Raw genomic sequence first — 23,718 nt, 5'->3', positions numbered from 1 at the left:
TTATGGAATTAACATTGGAAAAGACATGGAGATGGTATGGCCCTAATGACCCAGTTTCCTTAGCGGATATTAAACAAGCTGGAGCTACCGGGATAGTAACTGCGCTGCACCACATCCCTAATGGGGCTGTATGGCCAATGGAAGAAATACAGGCTCGGAAAGATACGATTGAGGAAGCTGGATTAACTTGGTCTGTGGTAGAAAGTGTACCCGTACACGAAGATATTAAGACGCAAAGGGGCGATCATATAAAGCATGTGGAAAACTACAAGACTACTATCCGTAATTTGGCGCGCTGCGAAATAGACACGATCTGCTATAATTTTATGCCCGTTTTAGATTGGACAAGAACCGATTTGGATTATGGGCTAGAGGATGGCTCTACGGCACTGCGGTTTGAGAAAAAGGCTTTTGCAGCCTTCGAACTCTTCTTGTTAAAACGCCCAAATGCAGAAAAAGAATATTCTTTAACAGAACAAGAGGCTGCCAAAGCTTATCTAGAGGGAATTTCCGAAAAGGATAAAAAACGACTGATCAATAATATTATCGCCGGTCTCCCCGGAGCAGAAGAGGGGTATACCTTAAAAGAATTTAATGAGATCCTTGCTACTTATAATCATATTGGTCCTAAGGAATTAAAACAGCACTTGATCGACTTTCTACGGCAGATAGTTCCTGTTGCAGAAGAAAGTGGTGTACGGCTGTGTATCCATCCAGATGATCCGCCATATCCTATTTTGGGATTGCCAAGGGTGGTAAGTACCGAACAGGATATATTGGAGCTCTTTAAAGCGGTGGACAGTCCTAGTAATGGACTCACCTTTTGTACGGGGTCTTTTGGGGTTAGGGAAGACAACGACCTAGTAGGAATGGTAGAGAGGTTAGGGCATAGGATACACTTTATGCATTTAAGGAGTACGGAACGGGATAAAGATGGTAATTTTCATGAGGCCGATCATTTGGCTGGAGATGTAGATATGTACGGGGTGCTAAAAGCCTTAGTAATAGAGCAGAAGAAACGCAAAGATTTGGGCAGGAAGGATTTAAGAATGCCCTTGCGTCCAGATCACGGGCATAAGATGTTAGATGACCTTAGGAAAAAAAACAATCCAGGATATTCGGCCATCGGTAGATTAAGAGGGTTGGCAGAACTCCGTGGCCTAGAATTAGGGATCAGGAAGTCGCTCCCCTCTTAAGCTATAGGGTTTTTAGCGTATGAACTAATTTTTTGTACGCTAAGAACCCTGTACTTTCTTTATAAGAGCTAGTGTTTCTCTCACAGTATTTTCCAATCCCTTATAATCCTTATTTTCCAAAACCGACTTGCTAATTAAATTTGAGCCCATACCTACGCAGGTGGCTCCGGCGTTGAACCAGGCTTTTAAATTAGATTCTTCCAAGGTAACACCACCTGTAGGCATTACGCTGGTCCAAGGTTGGGGGCCTTTAATAGCCTTTATAAAATTAGGCCCAAAATTGGCGCCTGGGAACAATTTTATGATTTCACAGCCCATTTCTTCCGCTTTATTGATTTCTGTAACGGACCCACAACCTGGGCTCCATAGGACTTTTCTACGATTGCAAACTATGGCGATATCTTCTCTTAAAGAAGGGGTAACAATAAAATTGGCTCCCATTTGCATATAGAGGGAAGCGGCAGCGGCATCGGTTACAGAGCCAACTCCCATTGCCATTCCCGGGAGTTCTTGGATGATATATTTATTGAGTTCCGAAAAAACCTCATGGGCGAAACTACCCCTAGCCGTAAACTCAATTAACCTAGCGCCCCCATCATAACAGGCTTTTAAAACCTTCTTTCCTATGGCAATATCAGGATGGTAAAACAAGGGAACAAGTCCCGTTTCCTTCATTAAGGATGCAATTTCTATTCTTGAAAATTGTGACATGCTGGTGTGTTTTATATTATCGACTTACTTTTCCGGACGTATTCCCGGCAGCCAATTGGGTTATTTCTTCTATGGTAGCCAAATTATAATCGCCCGAAATGGTATGTTTTAGGCAACATGCTGCAGTAGCAAAATCAATAGCCTCTTGCTTTTCTTGCGGATTTTTTATCAAGCTGTAAATTAATCCGCCCATAAACGCATCGCCGCTACCTACACGGTCTATTACAGGCGTAACTTCTCTGGTCTCGGCATTGTATATTGATGTACCATCATATAGGATACCTCCAATTTTTTGATGGGAGGCGCTAATAGAATATCTTAGGGTAGTGGCAGCAAATTTTAAATTGGGAAAGCTGTTAAACAGCTGGTCGTAAATTTTGGGCAAGGATACCGTGTCTTGATAATTGGGATCTTTTTTTTCTTGCCCGGTCATAAAAAAAGCAGTGTCTAGATCCCCTAGTAGTATATGGCTGTACTGCAAGAGTGGGGGCATAATATCTTTCGGTTCCTTACCATACTTCCATAGTTTGGATCGGTAATTTAAATCTGAGGAGATGGTAAGTCCTAGTTCATGAGCTGCTTTTACTGCTTCTAGGCAGACCGCGGCGGCATTACTGGATAAGGCGGGAGTAACCCCACTCCAATGGAACCATTTTGCATCGGCAAAAACGGTTTTCCAATCTATACTGCCTAATTCTATGGTCGCAATAGCACTATTTTCCCTGTCATAAACCACCTTGCTTCCCCTGACTCCTGCCCCAGTTTCTAGAAAATAAATGCCTAATCGGTCACCTCCAAATTTAATGTGATCTGTTCCTACTTTATATTTCCTTATTTCCTGTAATGCGCAATCCCCAATATCGTTCCGAGGCAGTCTGGTAACAAATTCGGTTTCCATACCAAAATTGGCCAAGGAAACGGCAACATTAAATTCGCCCCCACCATAAGTGGCATTAAAATTGGTTGCCTGTGAAAACCGCAAATGTCGTTCTGTAGATAATCTTAGGAGTATTTCTCCAAAGGTGACAATTTTCTTCATTAATATAAAGTGTAGCTATTTAGGATAAAAATACTAATGTAAAACGTAAAATTGAAGAAATAGTGTTTTTTCTATTTTATAACGTTGTGAGCAATTTTTGTTTTATCAAATTATTGAATGTTAAAATGGTGTTTTATATTAAAATTTTCGAATTAAAAATCGTCAATTTATCACTTTATTGGAAGAACTAGTAAACAACTGATAGGTGCTATCCTAATATGGAATTATTTAAACTGCAATTTATGAGATTTAAAATATTGTTTTTCTGTAGCTTTTTTGTTTTGATGGGTTGCGCCTCGCAGTCCTCTCCAGAATTAATAGATTCTAAAATGGAGGTTATTACTACGGAAACCTTAAAATACTATCTCTATTACCCCGAGAATTATCAGAGCAATGAAGATGAAAAGTTTCCGCTGCTCCTTTTTTTGCACGGAGGGGGCGAAGCTGGGGGTAGTCTGGATGCAGTAAAACGGAATGGGCCACCAAAACTGTTGTCCCGAGGGAAGAAGTTTCCTTTTTTGATTTTAGCGCCCCAAAATCCGAATGAAAAAATGTGGTGGAATACCAGAGCTGTGCATCAATTGTTAGAAACGATAATCGAAGAGAATAAGGTAGATCCCAATAGAATATATCTTACAGGATTAAGTAGGGGTGGAGGTGCTGCATGGGAAATGGCCGTTCAATATCCAAATACATTTGCAGCCCTAGCCGTTGTTTGCGGTATGGCACCTTTACCCTATGCCTCTTGGATCAATAAAAAGATGCCTATTTGGGTCTTTCATGGAGATCAGGACGATTCTATCCCCATTTCAGAATCGGTAAATATGGTCGCCAAGCTTAAGGAGATGGGGTATAGGGTGCAGTTTACCATATATAAGGGGGTAGGTCACAATGCGTGGGATAAAGCCTATGAAAACGAAACATTATACCATTGGTTTATGGAACAGGAAAAATCGGATTAAGTTAAAAGTGTTGGCCAGACCTAAACATTGTTTAAAATCTTGTATTTTGTTGCCTTGTTGGATGTTTTTAGCATCTTTACTAGCAATACCTATGATAACAACCAAGCAAATTATGCAATTATCAATAAACACTATACTATTCGCTATGGCCTTAATTTTCCTTTCCTGTTCCAATGGTAATAGTCAGGCTAAAGACCATAAATACACCAACGAACTTATTAACGAGACCAGTCCTTATCTCTTGCAACACGCCCATAATCCAGTGAATTGGAAACCTTGGAGTCCCGCAGCCTTAGAACAGGCCAAAAAGGAAAATAAATTAGTATTGGTCAGTGTGGGTTATTCTTCTTGCCACTGGTGCCATGTAATGGAAGAGGAAACCTTTGCAGATGAGGAGGTAGCAAAATTAATGAATGAGAATTTTATCAATATAAAAGTAGATAGGGAAGAGCGTCCAGATGTAGACCATATTTATATGACCGCCTTACAACTGCTAAAAGGGAATGGGGGATGGCCGTTAAATGTGATAACCCTTCCCAATGGCAAGCCAATATATGGTGGAACCTATCATACCAAAGCGCAGTGGAGCAAAGTGCTTGCAGATATAAGTACACTATATAAGGATAAACCAGAAAAGGCCAATGAATATGCTGATATGGTAGCTAAGGAGATTCAGAATATTAACCTAATATCGCCAACTAAAGATGTAGGGGTATTGACTCAGGAGGTATTAAAATCAAGTGTGGAGAAGTGGAAGTCCAACTGGGATCTAAAATGGGGTGGAAATAAAGGAGAGCAGAAGTTTATGATACCGGTAAATTTAGATTTTCTTCTAGATTATGCCCTGCTAGCGGAAGATACAGAAAGTAGAGATTATGTAGAAACTACTCTGGATAAGATTGCTATGGGCGGAGTGTACGATCAGTTGGCTGGAGGATTTTATAGGTATAGCACCGATTCTAAATGGAAAGTCCCCCATTTTGAAAAAATGCTTTATGATAATGCACAACTACTGAGTCTGTATTCTAAAGGATATAAGGTGTTTAAAGCCCCGTTGTTTAAAAATATTGTTGAAGAAACCATCGCTTTTTTAGATCGGGAAATGAAAAATCCGGAGGGAGGGTATTATGCGGCAATTGATGCGGATAGCGAAGGAGAGGAAGGGAAATTTTATGTGTGGACAGAGGGGGAATTAAAATCTGCTTTGGGTGCAGACTTCACTATGTTTTCGGAATATTTCGGTATAAAACCTTCCCACATTTGGGAAAAGGACAATTATGTGCTTTCCCGCACTTTGCACGATGACGCCTTTTCACAGAAATACGGTATGTCCCAAAGCGAATTGGATCAGCATCGGGAGGGGTGGAAAGAAAAACTACTAAAGGTTAGAAATAAAAGAACGCGGCCGCAGATAGATGATAAGATTATAATATCTTGGAATGCACTTTTGATAAATGGACTTGTAGATGCCTATAATGCTTTTGGGGAAGTTGCCTATTTAAAAAAAGCTGAAGCGGTGTTTGCCTTTCTTAAGAAAAATGGGTTAAAAGGGGATCATCTGGTCCATTCCTATAAAAAAGGAAGCAAGACAGATCACGGGTTTTTGGAGGATTATGCTTTTTTAGCCAATGCATCGCTAAAACTATATAGTAGCACCATGTCTGATGAGTATCTGGAATTTGCCCATAAATTGATGGAAATTGCCCAAGAAAAATTTAAGGATGCGCCTTCAGGTATGTTCACCTATAATGCTGATGAGGAACTTATTTCAAAAATAGTTATGACCGATGATGGGGTGTTGCCTTCTCCTAATTCTATTATGGCAGAAAATCTCCTGCTCTTAGGTCATATTGAATACAATAAAGAAGCTACCAATAAGGCCAAAGAGATGCTGTCAGCCATGGTTCCGGTTATTGAAACCAATGCCTATAATTATGCTAAATGGAATTCCTTATTGCTGAAGTCGGTTTACCCATTTTTTGAGATTGCTGTTGTAGGTGATGATGCCAATAGTTTATTGGCAGGTTTGCATCGTTATAATATACCTAACACTTTAATTGTGGGGAGTGCAAAATCTAGCGATTTGCCACTTTTTAAAGAGCGCTATGCAGATGACGGGACTTATATTTATGTGTGTCAGGATCATACTTGTAAACTTCCCGTAGCCACAGTAGAAGAGGCGATGGAGCAAATGAAGAATTTTTAATAAGTTCTTGTTCGACATTTTTCAACTCAAGTTCTAATTGAATTTTATTACCCTCAAATTTGTCTAAGGAAAATATTGCATTAACGCCGAAGGAATACAAGCAATTGTTTGAAGCGCTTTATACACCGCTTTGTTTATTTGCACATAGATATTTGAAAAATACAGAGGATTCCAGAGATGTGGTTCAAGATGTATTTGTAAATATTTGGCAGAAAAAAATAATGATCAAAGATAAAGCGGCCACAAAATCGTATTTATACACTGCGGTTAGAAATAAGTGTTTGGACTTTCTAAAAAGCAGTTATTCTAGAACGAAATCACAACGTATAGGTCTGGATATGATGCATTTGGAAGGTGAATCTTTTTTTATTAGGGAGGTGCTGTTGGTAGAAACTTCTGAAAAAGTTGATAAAGCTTTAGACTCAATTCCTAAAAAATATAAAAAGGTGATTAAATTGGGAATGCGAGGTTTAACCAATGATCAAATAGCCGAACGTCTTCAAGTCTCGGTGAATACTATAAAATCACAGAAAAAGGTTGCATATCGTAAATTAAAATTATTACTAAAAAATGATATATTTCAAATTTTGCTGTTGTTTAGCTTATGAAATAATAAATTTTATCATTTTTTTCACCCACACCAATTTTTATATCGTCTTAGAATGAAAAGGAATAATAATTTTCATTTTGTATTCCATTAATAGATGGCTAGTTTAAAAAGAATAATTTCGTTATCCAAAAGGTTGGCATTGTCCATTTTAAGAGGGGATAGTCAAGATGTTATGGATTTAAAATCCCATTTTGATGAGGAAGATGAAGCCTATATTCTTAAAAACCTTACGGACAAAAAATTAGGTATCAGACGTAGAAAGCTGCGAAAGGAGTTTGATAGGAGCAAGAAACAGGAGTTGAGAAAAATTACGGGTGCTTATAAAAGCAACTATCAGTTTAGTTTTATACTAAGGATAGCTGCAGTTTTTATAGGGATTTTGGGCCTTTCGTATTTTTTTTATCAGCAGCCTGCTCCAGCGTATATTTCGGAAGATAAGTTGCCAATGGATGCAATTGCGCTACGTTTGGATGATGGAAGTTTTATAGAGATAGATCCTGCAAATAGTACCGAACTTAAGAACTCTAAAGGGGTAGCTTTTGTAAATCAACAAAAAGGGGTCTTAAAATATAAGGACGATGCTCGGGTAACTCGTCTTATGTACAACGAACTCTATGTTCCCAATGGTAAAAAATATAGAGTCTATTTGTCAGATGGGACGCAGGTAATCCTTAATTCGGGTAGCTCCTTGAGGTATCCTGTTGGTTTTATTAAAGGCCATCCGCGTGAGGTGTTTTTAAAAGGTGAAGCCTTTTTTAGTGTAGCCAAAGATTCTACACAAGTTTTTTCTGTTATATCCAATGAAATGGTAATTAAGGTATTAGGCACTAGGTTCAATATTTCTTCGTATCCAGGAGACCCCGATATATCTACTGTATTAACCGAAGGCTCGGTTCAGTTTTATAATACAAATGACCCTAAGAATGGTGCTATATTAACACCTGGGCATATGGCATCTTGGAGCCGTGAAGCTGGAAGCTTCGATATTAATGAAGTGGATGTTAATCTTTATACTAGTTGGATGGATGAGGAATTGATATTTAAGAGTATGTCCTTTGAAAATATTATAAAAAAATTGGAGAGGAGTTACAGTGTGGAGATCATTAATAATGATAAATTTTTAGACAAAGAAATCTTTACGGCATCTTTTAATGTAGATATTGAAAGTATTACCAACGTGATGGATTATTTCAAATTGGAACGGCCATTTAGCTATTCCGTGAGTAATAAAAAAATAATTATAAACCCCTAAAATCGCTCAAATTATGTTGTGACAGTAAATTATTTAAATCATTTAGTATAACAAAAATGGGGGCTACACAATCTTTCCCATTTTTTAAAAAAGTGACCGTTCATTAAAATTATTAAATAACCAATTAAAATTATGGAAAAGAATAATCCTAATGGGATGTTATTGACCCATCCTATTAAAAATAACCTAAGAGCAAAACTTATGGTAGTACTGCTCTTGTTTTCACTTTTTAAAATGCAGGCAAATAGTTATGCCGAAAACACCAAAATATCTTTAAAGCTCGAAAATGTTAGTTTGGAAGAAGTTTTGAATAAAATAGAATCAGATACTGAATTTAGATTCCTATATCGTGATAAAAATATATCATTGGATGAAAAAGTATCGATCCAAGTAAAAAATAAAACTATAGATGTAGTACTTAATGAATTGTTTAAAAATTCTCAAATTTCTTACAACATCTATAATAATAGACAAATTCGTCTTATGCCTAAAAAGCACATAAGTGCGGAACCTATAGATTATGTACCTGTTCAAAATGAAGTTTCTGGAACCGTTAAGGACACTGATGGAACTCCAATACCGGGAGTTAGTGTCGTTATAAAAGGGACTACGAAAGGTGTTGCGACCGACTTTGATGGCGTGTTTGACATAAATGCAAATTCAGACGATATATTGGTTTTTTCATCCATAGGCTTTGCCAATTATGAGGTTTTGGTGGGTAACCAAAGCAATATTGAAGTAGTAATGCAGGCTGAGGCTGCTAGCTTGGATGAGGTTGTTGTTGTGGGTTATGGAACGCAAAGAAAATCTGATCTAACAGGTGCTGTAGGGGTGTTGAGTAACGAGGATCTTTTAAAAGCTCCTGTAAACAACTCGCTTCAAGGTCTACAAGGTAAAGTAGCTGGAGTTAATGTGTTTCTAAATTCTGGATCCCCATCCGGAGAGCCTAAAATCGTCATTAGGGGAGTAGGTACTATTAATTCATCTTCAAACCCCTTATATGTAGTAGATGGAGTAGCTATGGAAGACATAAAATACTTAAATCCGAACGATATTGAGCGTATGGAAGTATTGAAAGATGCTTCCTCTGCTGCTATTTATGGAGCTCGTGGAGCTAACGGCGTGGTATTAATTACCACTAAAAGGGGTACCCAGAGTGGAAGAATGACAATTGGGTACGACGGATTTATTAGTGTTGGACAGATGCAAAATAAAATGGATCTTTTGAATGCTGAAGAGTGGTTGGATGTAGTTAGAATTGGTATGGAAAATACTCCTAAATACAGACCAGACGGTCCGGTGCCCGTATTTACAACTAATGACCCAAGATTGTTTGATTCTAGTGGAAAGCCTTTATATGATACCGATTGGCAGGATGAAGCCACCAGGACTGCCATCTCTAATAACCATCAATTAAGTATTCAAAGTGGTGATGATAAATCATCAATAGGTGCCTTTTTAAATTATTCCCATATGGAAGGAATAATGTTGAATAATGACGTAGATAGAATAAGTGGAAAGATAGCTTATGATATTAATCCTAAGGATTGGCTATCTTTTGGTGTCAATCTTTTGGTAAATAATGTTAAAGAAAGGGAATTTGAAGAAGGAGGCGGAGGCCAGGTACCAAGACGTACCATGATAGAAATGCCCCCGATATTTCCTGTAAAGTTTCCTGATGGTACCTATAGTGGTAGTTTTGATATTGAGGATGCCTATAACCTAGAAGCAATGGCTAATCCGGTACACGTGTTAGAAACCCAGGAAAGACTATGGGAAAGGAACCAGATATTTGGGAATGCTTTCGCTAAATTTACGATTCTTCCGGGATTAGAGTTTAGAACCCAATTTGGTTTTGATAAACGCATCAATAATAAACAGGAATATTCTCCACGTGATTTGGTAAATATTTCGGCTCCCAATGGATTCGCAAGAGTCTATAATTCTAAGAGCACCTACTGGCAGCAAGAAAACTATTTAACCTATCAGAAAGAAATAGACGATCACAGATTTAATGGTATGCTGGGATTAAGCTGGCAGGAGAATATGTTTGAGTCTTCAGATATTCAAGCTAGTGGATTTAGTGATGATTTCTTTAAATATAATAATATCGGTGCGGCTAGTAACCCAAGCGCTCCGGTTTCCAATTATAATAAATGGGCATTGAATTCCTATTTCTTGCGAGCGGGTTATACGCTTAAGGACAAATATATGGTTACCCTAACCGGTAGGGTAGATGGATCTTCTAGATTTGGAACAAATAACAAGTACGGTTTCTTCCCTTCTGCAGGATTAGGATGGATGATGTCTGAAGAAGATTTTTTAGCCGATAGTGCAATAATTAACCGACTTAAGTTAAGAGCTAGCTATGGTATAACAGGTAATACTGAAATTCCCGCTTATAGTTCTTTGGCAACCGTTTCTACCGGAACCATTTTGCTCAACGGAACTAGAGTAGCAGCAAGTTCTGTAAACAGATTATCCAATCCTGATTTGGAGTGGGAAAAAACAAGTCAATTGGATATAGGGTTAGATTTTGGAGCCTTTAATAATAGGTTAAGATTTGAGTTTGATTATTATTATAAGGAAACTACAGATTTATTATTAGATAGGCCAGTGCCATACGCAACTGGGTTTGTTTCCGTAAGGGATAATATTGGTGCGGTATCTAACGAAGGGATAGAAGCCATGTTAGTAACACAGAACATAGCTAATCCAGATTTTAATTGGCAAACTTCTTTTAATATAAATTACAACAAAAACACCATTAAAAGCTTGGGGGAAAATGACGAGGATATTTTACCCGGTCCAAACTGGGTTTCTGGAAGTCAGACCATTTTAAGGGTTGGAGAATCCTTAAGTTCATTCTGGGGGTACGAGCGCCTAGGAACTTGGGGAACTGATGAGGCACAAGAGGCCGCATTAGTTGGTGCCTTACCAGGAGAAGCAAAACGTTCTGAAGAAAAGAAAATTTTAGGTAAGGGATTACCAGATTTTACAGGTAGTTTCTCTAATACTTTTAACTATAAGAATTTTGACTTTACAGCGGACATACAATTTGTGGGAGGGGTAGATATAATGCAGCAGTTCTACCACTCTACAGAAGACAGGTCTGGAATTGCCAACGGCTTGGCCACTATTTTATATGATGGTTGGACGGAGCAAAACCAAAACACCATGGTTCAAGAGATTAGAAACCAATCTTATGCTGGGCAAAATAGCCAGGTAGATAGCCACTGGATTGCTAATGGATCCTATATAAGAGGTAATCTTTTTTCATTAGGATATAGTTTTAATGAGGCTGCTTTGGAAAGTATGGGGTTGAACAACTTAAGAGTATATGCAAGTTTGGAAAATGCTTTTGTAATCCATTCTAAAGATTTTCAAGGTTATGATCCAGAGGCAACTTCTTGGGGTGGTGACCAGTGGGGCCAGAATATCTTTTTCTTCCAATACCCTAAACCAAGAACTTTTACTTTGGGTTGTAGTCTTAAGTTTTAATTCTAAATATAAAGAATGTATATCATGAAAATCAAATATATTTTATTACTTCTAATAGTAGCAAGTTTAAGTGCTTGTTCCGATTTTTTAGATGAGGAGCCGTTGAGTGAATTAGCTTCCGATCAATTTTTTAGTGAACCAGACCAAGCGTATAGTGCGGTTAATTCACTTTATAGAACAGGTGCCCCAAACATGACAGACGGTGGTGTCTACAGTGGAATGCCAGTAATGTTAGGTGCATACATGTCGGGTTTCTTTTCTAATGAATATGCCGGTCAGGAATTGCATGTTAGCAATACCCAACAACTAACACTTAATGGTGATAATATTGGGGATTATTTACAGGGAAGATGGAGAGAGTTGTACCTTGGAATTTCCAGGGCCAATAATGCTATAAAACACATTCCTGAAACACCAGGTCTTTCAGATGAAGAGCGTAGCCAATTAATTGGTGAGGCTAAGTTTTTTAGAGCTTATGCCTATTATTATCTAGTGAGATTTTTTGGACCTATTCCCCTAACGACTGAACCTTATAATTCTTTAGATAACCTTTATTTGGAAAGAAGTTCAGTCGCTGAGGTTTATGCTTTGATTGAGTCAGATCTAAAAGATGCTTTGGAAAACGGTGGGTTATCCACGGCTACGATGGTAAATAACGGAAAACGAATCACAGCAGGAGCAGTGGCGGCATTATTGTCCGAGGTATATCTCACTATGAGTGGTGCACCTCTTAATGCGGATCGTTATGGGGACGCCGCTGGATTGGCCCAAGATATTATCAATGGAGTTTATGGTACCTATAGTCTTGTGCAGCATGACGAATTGAATCCAGGCGAATTGGATTTTGGGAATTCAGCGTATAACAAAATAAGAAAGGCAGATGCGTCTGCAGAAGAGCATATTTATATTAAGGAGTTTGATGCTGCGATTGCACCTTCTACTTTTCCAAGATATTCTTATCCAACAGGGTTTTCCCAAGACGTATTATATGATATCGCCAACGGTGCCTATCAGCCATCTAGCAGTTTTCTAGATCTATATGATCCTGTGAATGACTTAAGAGCACAGGAAAAGCAGTATTTTCATACTACCTTGGAAGGAACTAATAAAACCTTTCCTCCTTCACCTTATATTTGGCATGATGACGAGGCCATGTTTGATACCGCCCTGTCTGGGAAAGATCAGGCTATGTTAAGTTATGCTGATGTATTATTAATTGCTGCAGAGGCTATTACAAAGTCATCAGGAGTAAACGCAGATGCAGTGAATTATCTTTCTCAAGTTCGTGGAAGAGCCTATTGGAATACGGATATCACAACGATAAATCAGTCTCTGTCTGGACTAGATGTTAATGAGTTTGTAGAAGAGGTGTGGGTAGAACGACACAGAGAATTGGTATTTGAATTTCAAAATTGGTTTGATATTGTTCGTACCAGAAAATTCCCTGTAACGAGTAGCCCAGGGGTAGTTAGTTTTGTAAATGCAGTTGGACATGTTACATCACAAGGAAAGGTAATTGAAGAAAAACATATGCTGTTACCGCTTCCTGAGCAGGAAATTCAACGAAACCCAAGTTTAGGAACAGATAACAACGGGTATTAGTCAATTTTTCTTTAACCTGCAAAGAGATTAGAGAACAGTGGTCAGGACAAAGCTCCTTTTACCTTAAAACGTAAGAGGAGTTTTGTTATTTATTAGTATATATTTACAAATGAATATTTTTTAAAGAAAATGCGATCAGCGCTATATAGTGGTATCTTATATTGATTATAAAAGTAGATTTTGGTTGTTTCCGTAACAGGATATAACAATTATCTACAAATTTAAGTTATGATAAAATTTTATCATTTACTGGTGGTTTTGTGTCAATTGGGGTATGATGAGTGGTTATTCGTATAAAAATATTTATTTTAGTATTATTTTAAACCTATATTGAACACCAATATAAATTTTTATTATGCAAATCAAAGAATCCTCAGAAGTATACGACGTGATTATTGTCGGTTCGGGTGCGGGCGGTGGTATGGCAACTAAGCAATTGGCCGATGCGGGGCTAAATGTAGCCGTTGTGGAGGCCGGACCTTTTTTTGACCCCAAGAACCCGGAACAGATGACCCAATTAAAATGGCCTTATGAATCGCCCCGAAGAGGTGCGGGAACTACCCGTGCCTTTGGAGAGTTTGACATGGCCTATGGCGGATGGGAAATTGAAGGTGAACCTTATACAAGAGAGCCAGGAACAAAATTCGATTGGTTTAGATCCCACATGTTAGGTGGGCGAACAAATCACTGGGGGCGTATCTCCCTGAGATTTGGACCAAAAGATTTTAAAGGAAAAACTAGGGATGGGCATGGAGAGGATTGGCCTATTGGTTATGATGACGTAAAACCTTATTACGATAAGGTAGATAAGCTTATTGGTGTCTTTGGAACCAATGAAGGGTTGGAAGATGATCCTGATGGATTTTTCTTGCCTCCTCCAAAACCAAGATTACATGAGCTTTTTTATATTGAAGGTGCAAAAAAATCGGGCATCCCCGTTATTCCGGGTCGACTGTCCATGCTTACAAAAAAATTAAATAACGATAGGGGCGTCTGTTTCTATTGCGGACAATGTGCACGCTCCTGTTCCGTATATGCGGATTTCTCATCTGGTAGTTGTTTGATTTTTCCCGCACAAAAAAGTGGAGGAAAGATAAGGATATATGTAAACTCGGTTGTACGAGAGGTTACTACCAACGAGGAAGGAAGAGCTACTGGAGTGTCCTATATTAGTAAGGACGACCGAAAAGAATATAAATTAAGAGGGAAGATAGTAATCCTAGCCGCTTCTGCATGTAGCTCTGCAAGAATTCTATTGAATTCTAAGAGTAAGCAGCATCCTAACGGATTGGGTAATAGTAGTGATCTTATTGGGAAATATCTACACGATTCTACGGGAGCTAGTAGGGCAGGATTCATTCCAGGTCTTATGAACAGAAAAACATCCTATAATGAAGATGGAGTGGGAGGTATGCACGTATATTCTCCATGGTGGGGCGATAATTCCAAGCTAGATTTCCCTAGAGGATACCATATTGAAGTATGGGGAGGAATGGGAATGCCAAACTACGGATTTGCATACAACCCCAATGATTTTAATAAGTTTTTTGGTTTAAAAGTAGGAGGATATGGGGATGGACTTCGGGATGATGTGAAAAAATACTACGGATCTGTTATAGGTTTCGGAGGTAGAGGAGAAGGTATTGCACGAAAGGATAACTACTGTGAAATTGACCCAACAACTGTAGATAAGTACGGTATCCCAGTATTGAAATTCAATTATAAATGGTCCGATTTTGAGATAAATCAGGCTAAACATATGCAGGATACTTTTGAAGAGTTGATTCACAATATGGGTGGAGAACCTTTAGGTAGCAAACCAGGAAAAGAAAACGATTACGGATTGGAAGCTCCTGGAAGAATTATTCATGAGGTGGGAACCACAAGAATGGGGAACGATCCAAAAACTTCGGTAACCAATAAGTTTAACCAGTTGCACGATGTAGACAACGTATTTATTGTGGATGCAGGGCCTTTTGTTTCCCAAGCGGATAAGAACTGTACTTGGACCATTATGGCTTTGTCCTGGAGGGCTTCGGATTACATTATTGAACAGTTGAAACAGCAAAATATCTAGAAGATGATGGACAGGAGAAAAAGTATACAGACAATGATTTTGGGGGTTGGTGCCGCTGGTTTGGCATTTCACGGATGTACCCCGGAAACAAAGGCACCTGCTGAGGAAGAAATCATTAAAGGCGCTGAAGGTTTTTATGGTAGAACACCAGAAGAAGCGGAGCGAGATGCAAAACTACATGAGGAAGAGCTATTTAACGAACACGAAATGGAAACCATTGCGGTGCTGAGCACGGTGATTCTTCCCCCAAAAGAGCCGCATGGTGGACCTATTGAGGCGGAAGTGCCCCAGTTTATCGAGTTTATCGGAAAGGACCTCCCTACTATGCAAATGACTTTGTTAGGGGGATTAATGTGGTTGGACCATAAGAGCAATACAGAGTTTGGGGTCGATTTTAAATCGGCTACGCTAGAGCAGCAGAAACAAATTTGTGATACTATTTGCTATCATGATCCTGAGGTTTCATTAAGTAAACAACCTTTGGAAATTCAGTTTTTCCATATGTTCCGTGGACTTACTTTAACCGGTTATTATACTTCTAAAGTGGGTATTGCCGATTTAGGGTACAAGGGAAATTCTCCCAATGTTTGGGACGGAGTTCCAGAAGATGTTTTGGAGCAGCACGGAATGTCGTATGACCCGGAATGGATTGCTAAATGTGTAGATCAGAGTAAGCGTAATGTTATTGCCGAATGGGACGAAAACGGCAATTTATTGACCTAATGATAAGAGTTGTCTTTAAAAACCCCGATGCGTATGCTTCGGGGTTTTTTGTTATATGACTCGGCTACAGCCTTTCTTCCCAAATTGGTTCTAAACATGGGATAAAGACCTGTGGCAAGTTAAAGGAGTTCAAATCAAGAGTTGAAGATGAAGATGGGTTAGGGGAGATTGAATAGCCCCGTGATTTATCACGGGGATTAAGAGAGGTAGATAGTTTTATTTTTACCTTAAAAATAGGACCTTAAAAGTTGGGCTAAACGCCTTCTTTTCAAATTGATTTTCAACACGGGAATAGCCCTGTGGCAATTTAAAGGAGTCCAGCTCAAGAGTTGGGAGATTGAATAGCCCCGTGATTTATCACGGGGATTAAGAGCATTATGTAGATAGGACTTTAGTCAAAACACTGCTTCGATAATTAAATTTTAAAATGTTGATATTAAATAATTTGCGCGCTTCATAATGAAGTTTTAATTTAATAGGTATGCCATTGGAATTTAGTGTGGTGTTGGAAGTATAGAATTTAATTTTGACCTGCCCAATAAGAAACTAAGCTGTCATTTGCTCACGATAAGTGCGGTTATTCCCCCTTCAGTTAGTAAGAGAACGTGTTTAACATCCTCACTTCATAAAAAGTATTCCTCTTCAAAAAAATATACTGTACTGCTGCCTTATTAATCATAGGGTTAGATGACAGAGGTACATCTGACTTTAGTCCAAGTTCTCTGAGCTTATATGTGCTACTTAAGCTTTGTGCACCGATCAATTGTATTAGGTGGTAGAAGCTGTAAAAATCAAAGCAATCGAATTAGTAGATTTTAAAAACCACATCATTTGAAAGCCCTTGCGCAGAGACAGTGCTGTAGTCGTGTAGCTCTAATGTATTCTTCAAAATTTGTTATATGCCTTTTTCTAACGACCTTTGTGGATTGGGACTTTTAATAGTTGAGCTTAAATAAGATAAAGGGTTTCCAGGCATGTATAAAAATGAATCTTTTGAATAAAATGGAAATGGGGAAGGTGGCCTACAGAAAATGCTCTAATTGTGGTACTGTAAACGTTAATAGCGATTACTGTAGTAATTGTGGTGAATTGATAAATATTCATATCAAGAGGAAACTGGCGAGAGAAGCTAGTGATACTAAGAAACAAGAAGAAAAAGCTGCAGAAAAACCCAACCCGGTAACCGTGTTTTTTGAAAAGGCCTTGAAACACCCCAACTTACTCGTTAAAATTCCAGCTATGCTGTTTTACTCCATTTGGGTAGTGGTTATGTCAATTGGCGCTTTTATCGCCTTTCTATTCAGTTATATAGTGGCATAGGCCTATTGCTTTTATGAGACGGCAGATGAATAAAATGAGCAACGGATTGGTTAGGGTAAAAAAGATATATTTCCCTGTTTTCTCTATTCTTGGAGGAGCAATATATGCTATTCAAAGGTGGGGTGATGGCGGAATGCTGCCTTCTTGGACGGCTTATTATATGAACGATCTTTTATGCATGCCTATAGTTCTCTATATGTGTAGGTATGTAGTTAGATGGCTTAAATCGGACGATAATTTAAACTTAACACTATCCTCAATTATCTCACTTACACTATTTTATTCCTTGTACTTTGAAGTATACCTTCCAGAGATCAATGATCGATACACGGCTGATATTTTAGATGTTTTAATGTACTCTTTAGGAGCTGCTTTCTTTTATTTCATAGAGAACGTGGTGGATAATGAAAATCGTTTTGCCTTTAGATCTAATGCGCCCAACGCAAACTTAAGTTAGAATAAACGTATCAATTAAAACAGCCATTATCTATTTGGGCTGTTACTTATTTAGGTAATTATACATTATAGATTCGCTATTAATGATAAGGTTTTTTATTGATAAACAATTGAGTAGGCACCTTTTAGTACTGTTGTAAAAAGGGTAGTTGTTCAACAAATGAAGCTTAAGACTTGCTCTCTAAAAAGAATCTTTTATTTTTAACAGTTGAATAAAATAACCAATCAGTTAGGATGAAAAGTGCTAGATTTTATTTTAAGTGCCTAGGAGTGATTATGATGCTGTTTATGATAGGTTGTGGCGAACCGAAAAAGAGTGGGAAAGAAAATGCGGAATCCCCTGAAGTATTGAGCCCACAGGATACGTTATCTATAGAGGAGGTACAGGTAAGTAGGGTAGAGAAAGTTCCCTTAAAATCTTTGGAAGGGCTTGCAGACACCACCTTTGTGCGTTTGGCGGACTATAGCGATGACTTTGTATATGATATGAGGTATGCGACCGATAATAATTTTTTAAAGGAACAGGTGTATGATTGTGCAGAATGTTACACTCGGGTGAAAACGGCAAAGGCCTTGTTAGCGGCTAATAAGGAGTTTGTGAGCAAGGGTTTTAAAATAAAGTTCTTTGATTGCTACCGTCCCAATTCCGTGCAGTATAAAATGTGGGCTATTGTTCCCAATCCCCAATATGTTGCCAATCCGGTTAAAGGCTCCATTCACAATAAAGGCGGAGCGGTAGATATTACCCTAGTTACTTTGGAGGGTGAGGAATTGGATATGGGAACCGATTTTGATTTCTTTGGTAAAAGAGCATACCATGATAATCTGGATTTGCCCCAACACATATTGGAAAACCGACTTTTGCTAAAGGAAACCATGGAAAAATATGGATTTTGGTCCATTAGAACGGAATGGTGGCACTATAACCTATCGGCCGGATCCAATGATAAAGTGGCCAACTTTAAGTGGGACTGTCCATAGCGAAATGGCTATCCAATTACACTTTTGCGCAGTTTAGCACTATTTTGTTTCCATGCATATCCGTTGTGAAGAACAAATAGGTTGTTCCTCCATCCTTAATTTTAAACTTCTTTCTAATATCGCTTACCGAGACGGGGAAATTCCGAGTGGTAATATTCGCTTTACTTATATCTAGACTACTAATGGCTTTCTTATGGTAGGGGAAGACTCCTTCAATGGTAAACCGTCTCCCTGGGAAATCCAAAAGCTGGTTATTCGTATATAGGTGCGAATGTTCGTGCAGTTTATTTACTCCAAAGCTTTCGGCTATAGTTTTAAAGGCTCCAGATTTTAGAATAGCGGAATTTGGCTCATACAGATAACTCTGAGGATCCGAATAACCAGGAGATGCTATGGCTTCGTTGTTTAATTTAAAGTTGAACGTCTCCCTTTCTGTGGAGGTAAGGTTCACGGTTTTAATTTCTATCTCGCCCTGGCACCCTCTTTCTAGGATCCAAAGCAATTCCTTCACCTCATTTTTAAGGGCGACAACATGAATTTCCTTTACAGATCTCAACTCCAAAATACCCGCTGAAATATCTAGAAGCGGTGCAGTTTTAATCATGATATTTTTTGCGCTAGCAAAAAGCAAGTCCAAATTTTCAGGAACATTGGGTAGGCAATCCGCTAGCATAAATACTTTTCCCTTGACATTATTGCGCCTAGAAGGATCCACATAAATCCAGTCGAAATGGGAGTCCGAATTCTTTAAAAATTCCAGCCCATCCGTAGTCAATGTTTTGATGTTATCCCTGCCTAAAACTTTAAAATTATAAGCGGCAATTTCGGCTAGTTTTGGATTAATTTCACTGTGTATAACTCGGTCGATTCTAAGGCTAAAATAATAGCTGTCTACGCCTAGTCCGCCAGTGACGTCTAAGAGCGATTTTCCGCTACTGATTTCGGCCTTATATTGTGCGGTAGCCTCGGAGGAGGTCTGCTCTATATGCAGCTTTTCTGGGTAATAGATAAGTGGGGTTTTAAACCATGTGGGTAGCTTTTCCTTGCACTTATTTTTCGCTTCTATCTGCTGAACGATCTCTTTGGAGGTTACCCCTTCAAAACCGTGGTCTTTTAGCAGAACTGACATCGTGTCAGTTGTTAAATTATTATTTATAAAATCTTGTGTACCAGTATTTAATATATCTTTATTCAAAGCTTTGCTATAAGTCTTTAGTCATGAATTTTACAATTTTATTTTCGGACAAAAATTCCTTTAAAATAACCTTTATTGCGGTGTATCCGGGTACGGCAATGATCATTCCTGTAATCCCGAAAAGCAATCCTGCGATGATGATTACCAAGAAAATTTCTAGGGGGTGCGACTTCACGCTGTTGGAAAAAATAATAGGTTGAGAGAAGAAATTATCTACCAACTGTCCTATCGTTAAACCTATTAAAACATAGCCTGTTTTTGGGAGGATTTCATTGACGAAATTAGCATCCATATTACTGGTTATTGTCAGCGCTATCATAAGTCCTCCACCAATGATTGGACCCAAGTATGGAATGATGTTGAATATCGCACAAAAGAAGGCGATTATTATGGCATTTTCTAAGCCAATTAGCAAGAGTAAAATACTGTAAATAGAGAAGAGAATAAATATCTGAACGAGGAGTCCCACGAAATAACGCGACAAGAGATTCTTAATTTTCTCCATGGAATTAACAAGCTTCTCTTCTTTGCTTTGGGGTACTAGAATCAGTAAGCCGTTTTGTAAAAGATTGCTGTCCTTAAGAAAAAAGAAGGAGATAAATAATACAGAAAAGAGTCCAATGCTAATATCACTGAATAAGGTCATAAAAGCATTTAAAAAATTGGGTATAAGTCCAGTTTGTAATTCTTCCTTAATATTTCTTCCGATATCGGTTTTCTTGATCACTTCTTCATTGCCGCCACCTTGACCTCCAAAATAGTGTATTGCATCATTATAAACAGAGTTGAGGCTATTGAGCAATTCATCAAAATCCAATAAAGCCAGATTTTTTCCCTGTTGGGTGATTACAGGAATAAAAAGGGCTACTATAGCAGCAAATATGCCTATGATCAACAGCAGTGTAACCGTAACCGCTAGGATGTTTGGAAACTTTAATCTTCTTTTCAAGAAAAATACAACGGGCCTACCTATTAGGGCCACAACTGCCGCAATAAGGATATATGCGATTACAGATTGTATTTGATATAAAAAATAGGCTAAAAGGACTATTGCGGTAATAACGCCAACTGCCCTCAGGATACCATTGGCTATTGTTTTTGATTTCATGTGTACATAGTTAATGTTTTTAATGATCTTACTTTAACTGCGCCTGCCTATCAGCAGGTAAACTCCAGTACAGATAGGTAAACTTTGCCTGGCGGCAGTCCAGTTCGCAAATATATTGTTACCTGCGACCCGTTTACGGTCATGCTCAATTCATAGGTTAGTTTTTAAAAACATAAGAAATTATGTTTGCACCCATTTCTAGTGCTTTAAGCCTTACCTCTTGCGGGTCGTTGTGCACTTCTTGGTCTTCCCAGCCATTTCCTAGGTCGCTTTCATAGGTAAAAAGGAGTACCAGTCTATTTTCATGGAAGATGCCAAAGGCTTGTGGTGGTTTCCCATCGTGTTCGTGTATTTTGGGAAGTCCCCTCGGGAATTGATACTGTTGGTTAAAGATAGGATGATCTGCACCTAGTTCAATTAATTCTTTGTTGTGGAATACTTTTATCAGTTCTTTCCTGAGGTAGGGCTCCATCCCATAATTATCATCTATATGGAGGAATCCGCCTCCAAGAAGATAATTATTTAGGTTTTTAGCATCTTCATCTGAAAAGTACACATTCCCATGTCCGGTCATATGTAGAAAGGGATATTGAAATATAGTGGAGCTGCCAGTTTCAACTGTTGCCGGCTTGGGATTTAATTTTGTGTTTATATTTTGATTGCAGAAACCGATTAGGTTGGGTAGTGAGGTAGGGTTAGCATACCAATCTCCACCGCCCCCATATTTTAAAACGGCAATTTCTTGGCCGTTTGTGGGAGAAGTGAATAGAAAAAGTAAAACGAGATAAACAAAAGTACTTCGGTGTTTCATTTGGGTCCCAGAATTTTATCCTCTCAAATTTAGCAATATTAATCTAGATATTTTCTGTCCTGCGTAAACTGGTTAAAAACAAAATTAAATATTCGGAGAAAGAGGCCAAATTGCCCATGATGCCTTTTCTAGTGGTAATTTATTTTTGGACGGTCAAAGCTATAGGTTTATCATTGCAACCGTAGTGCAGGCGACTACAGCAGCTGTTTCGGTCCGCAATCTCGTTTCCCCCAAAGCTATTGGATTAAACCCTTTACGTAGTGCTAAATCTATTTCTGATGGTGAAAAATCGCCCTCAGGGCCAATTAAGATCGTTGTAGCCTCTTTAGGGGATAGGGTATGGTATAACTCCTTCTTCACTTGATCTACTTCACAATGCGCTATAAAGAGCTCTCCGCTGTGGGTCTTCTCTAGGAATTCGTTCAGGGGGATAGCATCGTTTAACCTAGGAAGGTGGGTTTGAAGTGATTGTTTCATGGCGGATTGCAATACCTTTTCCATCCGTTCCTTTTTTATGACTTTGCGTTCAGAATGATCACATATAACCGGAGTAATTTCATGGACTCCAATTTCAGTGGCCTTTTCCAAAAACCATTCATACCTATCATTCAATTTTGTGGGAGCTACTGCCATGTGCAGCCTATAAGGCTTTTCGGGAGAGGTAGTTTTTGAGCTTATTTTTGCTTCGCATTTTTTATGGTTTGCACTGCTGATCTCCGCCTCAAATATAATCCCCTTACCATTGGTAATATGTAATATATCGCCTGGTTTTTTTCGCAATACTTTGGAAATATGTCTACTCTCCTCTGGAGGGAAGGAAAAGTCGATAGTGGTATCGTCTAAATCTGGATGGTAAAAAAGTTGCATCTAGTGATATGGGATTTTGTAATTGTTGTCGGCTCTATTTTAGTAGTAAATTGTCTAAAGAATATACCGGGCTTGGGCAGTAATATCCTGATCTGAAAAATCGTGTTCCTTGTATTTTAAGTATCCTACAATTCCTATCATCGCAGCGTTATCTGTGCAATATTCAAATTTGGGAACGTATGTTGTCCACCCCCATTTGTTTTCTGCATCTGCTAGGGCCTTTCTAACCCCCGAATTGGCTGAGACTCCACCCCCTATTGCAATTTGTTTTATGCCCGTTTGCTTTACTGCTTTCTTTAATTTATCCATCAAAATATTTACAATGGTATGCTGAATGGAAGCGCAAATGTCATTCCTATTCTCTGTTATGAAGTTAGGGTTGTTTTTGGTTTCCCGTTGTATAAAATAGAGAATGCTGGTCTTTAATCCGCTAAAGCTAAAATTAAGTCCATCTACTTTAGGCTTCGGGAAGGGGAATGCCTTAGGATTGCCCAATTGTGCATATTTGTCCACTAAAGGTCCCCCAGGATAGGGAAGACCTAATATTTTTGCGCTTTTATCATAAGCTTCCCCAACGGCATCGTCTAAGGATTCCCCCAAAACTTCCATTTCAAAATAATTTTTCACCAAAACAATCTGGGTATGTCCACCGCTAATGGTCATAGCAATAAATGGGAAGGTAGGAATCTTATAATTTTCTTCTTCAATAAAGTGCGATAAAATATGGGCTTGCATGTGGTTTACCTCAATTAAAGGGATGTTTAATCCGAGGGAAAGCGACTTGGCAAAAGAGGTCCCTACTAATAAAGATCCCATTAGTCCTGGTCCGCGGGTAAAAGCTATGGCAGATAACTGTTTTTTATCGATATTTGCCAGAGCTAAGGCTTGGTGTACTACGGGAACAATATTTTGTTGGTGCGCCCTTGAAGCGAGTTCGGGGACTACCCCTCCGTACTCCTCATGGATTTTTTGTGTGGCCACAACATTGCTTAGGGTTCTATTGTTGCACATCACAGACGCCGAGGTGTCATCACAGGAAGATTCTATGGCGAGAATATATATAGCTTTATTTTCCACTTAGTTTGGAATTTGGAATAAAAA

Annotated in this window: 19 protein-coding genes; 12 read left to right on the top strand and 7 right to left on the bottom strand. The window is 38.6% G+C overall.

What is annotated here, in order from left to right; genetic code table 11:
• The first annotated feature begins 14 nt into the window (after positions 1-14).
• Complete coding sequence (gene uxuA, locus G466_RS0119860) at positions 15-1,196, top strand: mannonate dehydratase (protein WP_205622062.1); 1,182 nt, start codon at positions 15-17, stop codon at positions 1,194-1,196.
• 39 nt (positions 1,197-1,235) lie between these two features.
• Here uxuA and G466_RS0119855 read toward each other — a convergent pair whose 3' ends face one another.
• On the bottom strand, positions 1,236-1,907 hold the full coding sequence (locus G466_RS0119855; protein WP_026815177.1) for a bifunctional 4-hydroxy-2-oxoglutarate aldolase/2-dehydro-3-deoxy-phosphogluconate aldolase: 672 nt from the start codon (positions 1,905-1,907) through the stop codon (positions 1,236-1,238).
• A 16-nt stretch (positions 1,908-1,923) separates the two neighbouring features.
• The gene (locus G466_RS0119850; protein ID WP_026815176.1) at positions 1,924-2,946 is read right to left on the bottom strand and encodes a sugar kinase; all 1,023 of its coding nucleotides are present in this window, start codon (positions 2,944-2,946) and stop codon (positions 1,924-1,926) included.
• Between the two features lie 242 nt (positions 2,947-3,188).
• On the opposite strand from G466_RS0119850, the gene G466_RS0119845 reads away from it, so the two are divergent.
• The 11 genes from G466_RS0119845 to G466_RS0119795 all read left to right on the top strand — a co-directional run bounded on the left by G466_RS0119845 (position 3,189) and on the right by G466_RS0119795 (position 18,636).
• On the top strand, positions 3,189-3,908 hold the full coding sequence (locus tag G466_RS0119845; RefSeq protein ID WP_026815175.1) for a carboxylesterase family protein: 720 nt from the start codon (positions 3,189-3,191) through the stop codon (positions 3,906-3,908).
• Between the two features lie 112 nt (positions 3,909-4,020).
• Entirely contained in the window at positions 4,021-6,114 is a 2,094-nt protein-coding gene (locus G466_RS0119840; protein WP_034236306.1) for a thioredoxin domain-containing protein, read from the top strand.
• A 59-nt stretch (positions 6,115-6,173) separates the two neighbouring features.
• The gene (locus tag G466_RS0119835; protein WP_051315804.1) at positions 6,174-6,722 is read left to right on the top strand and encodes an RNA polymerase sigma-70 factor; all 549 of its coding nucleotides are present in this window, start codon (positions 6,174-6,176) and stop codon (positions 6,720-6,722) included.
• Positions 6,723-6,818: 96 nt separating this feature from the next.
• On the top strand, positions 6,819-7,976 hold the full coding sequence (locus G466_RS23385; protein ID WP_051315803.1) for a FecR family protein: 1,158 nt from the start codon (positions 6,819-6,821) through the stop codon (positions 7,974-7,976).
• Positions 7,977-8,108: 132 nt separating this feature from the next.
• A complete protein-coding gene (locus G466_RS0119825) occupies positions 8,109-11,477 on the top strand; it encodes a TonB-dependent receptor (RefSeq protein ID WP_026815172.1) in 3,369 nt (1,122 codons plus the stop codon).
• Positions 11,478-11,501: 24 nt separating this feature from the next.
• On the top strand, positions 11,502-13,079 hold the full coding sequence (locus tag G466_RS0119820; protein WP_026815171.1) for a RagB/SusD family nutrient uptake outer membrane protein: 1,578 nt from the start codon (positions 11,502-11,504) through the stop codon (positions 13,077-13,079).
• 355 nt (positions 13,080-13,434) lie between these two features.
• Complete coding sequence (locus G466_RS0119815; protein WP_026815170.1) at positions 13,435-15,156, top strand: GMC family oxidoreductase; 1,722 nt, start codon at positions 13,435-13,437, stop codon at positions 15,154-15,156.
• 6 nt (positions 15,157-15,162) lie between these two features.
• Positions 15,163-15,879: a gluconate 2-dehydrogenase subunit 3 family protein gene (locus G466_RS0119810; protein ID WP_026815169.1), complete on the top strand. Its 717-nt coding sequence runs from the start codon at positions 15,163-15,165 to the stop codon at positions 15,877-15,879.
• Positions 15,880-16,872: 993 nt separating this feature from the next.
• Positions 16,873-17,199, top strand: a complete 327-nt coding sequence (locus G466_RS0119805; RefSeq protein ID WP_157374058.1) for a hypothetical protein — start codon at positions 16,873-16,875, stop codon at positions 17,197-17,199.
• 25 nt (positions 17,200-17,224) lie between these two features.
• Complete coding sequence (locus G466_RS22855) at positions 17,225-17,656, top strand: hypothetical protein (RefSeq protein WP_051315801.1); 432 nt, start codon at positions 17,225-17,227, stop codon at positions 17,654-17,656.
• 233 nt (positions 17,657-17,889) lie between these two features.
• A complete protein-coding gene (locus G466_RS0119795) occupies positions 17,890-18,636 on the top strand; it encodes a M15 family metallopeptidase (protein WP_051315800.1) in 747 nt (248 codons plus the stop codon).
• A gap of 16 nt (positions 18,637-18,652) precedes the next feature.
• Here G466_RS0119795 and G466_RS0119790 read toward each other — a convergent pair whose 3' ends face one another.
• The 5 genes from G466_RS0119790 to tsaD all read right to left on the bottom strand — a co-directional run bounded on the left by G466_RS0119790 (position 18,653) and on the right by tsaD (position 23,694).
• Positions 18,653-19,765 carry a class I SAM-dependent methyltransferase gene (locus G466_RS0119790; protein WP_308427448.1) on the bottom strand — a complete coding sequence of 371 codons (1,113 nt, stop codon included), beginning with the start codon at positions 19,763-19,765 and terminating at the stop codon, positions 18,653-18,655.
• Between the two features lie 73 nt (positions 19,766-19,838).
• Positions 19,839-20,939 carry an AI-2E family transporter gene (locus G466_RS0119785; protein WP_026815165.1) on the bottom strand — a complete coding sequence of 367 codons (1,101 nt, stop codon included), beginning with the start codon at positions 20,937-20,939 and terminating at the stop codon, positions 19,839-19,841.
• Between the two features lie 157 nt (positions 20,940-21,096).
• Positions 21,097-21,750: a DUF4159 domain-containing protein gene (locus tag G466_RS0119780; protein ID WP_026815164.1), complete on the bottom strand. Its 654-nt coding sequence runs from the start codon at positions 21,748-21,750 to the stop codon at positions 21,097-21,099.
• Between the two features lie 159 nt (positions 21,751-21,909).
• Positions 21,910-22,617: a 16S rRNA (uracil(1498)-N(3))-methyltransferase gene (locus tag G466_RS0119775; RefSeq protein WP_026815163.1), complete on the bottom strand. Its 708-nt coding sequence runs from the start codon at positions 22,615-22,617 to the stop codon at positions 21,910-21,912.
• 54 nt (positions 22,618-22,671) lie between these two features.
• Entirely contained in the window at positions 22,672-23,694 is a 1,023-nt protein-coding gene (gene tsaD / locus G466_RS0119770; RefSeq protein WP_026815162.1) for a tRNA (adenosine(37)-N6)-threonylcarbamoyltransferase complex transferase subunit TsaD, read from the bottom strand.
• Between the last annotated feature and the right edge of the window lie 24 nt (positions 23,695-23,718).

The organism is Arenibacter certesii DSM 19833, assembly GCF_000429545.1.
GTDB lineage: Bacteria > Bacteroidota > Bacteroidia > Flavobacteriales > Flavobacteriaceae > Arenibacter > Arenibacter certesii.
Note: the sequence above shows the minus strand (reverse complement) of the source record. Positions and strands in the feature narration are given on the sequence as shown.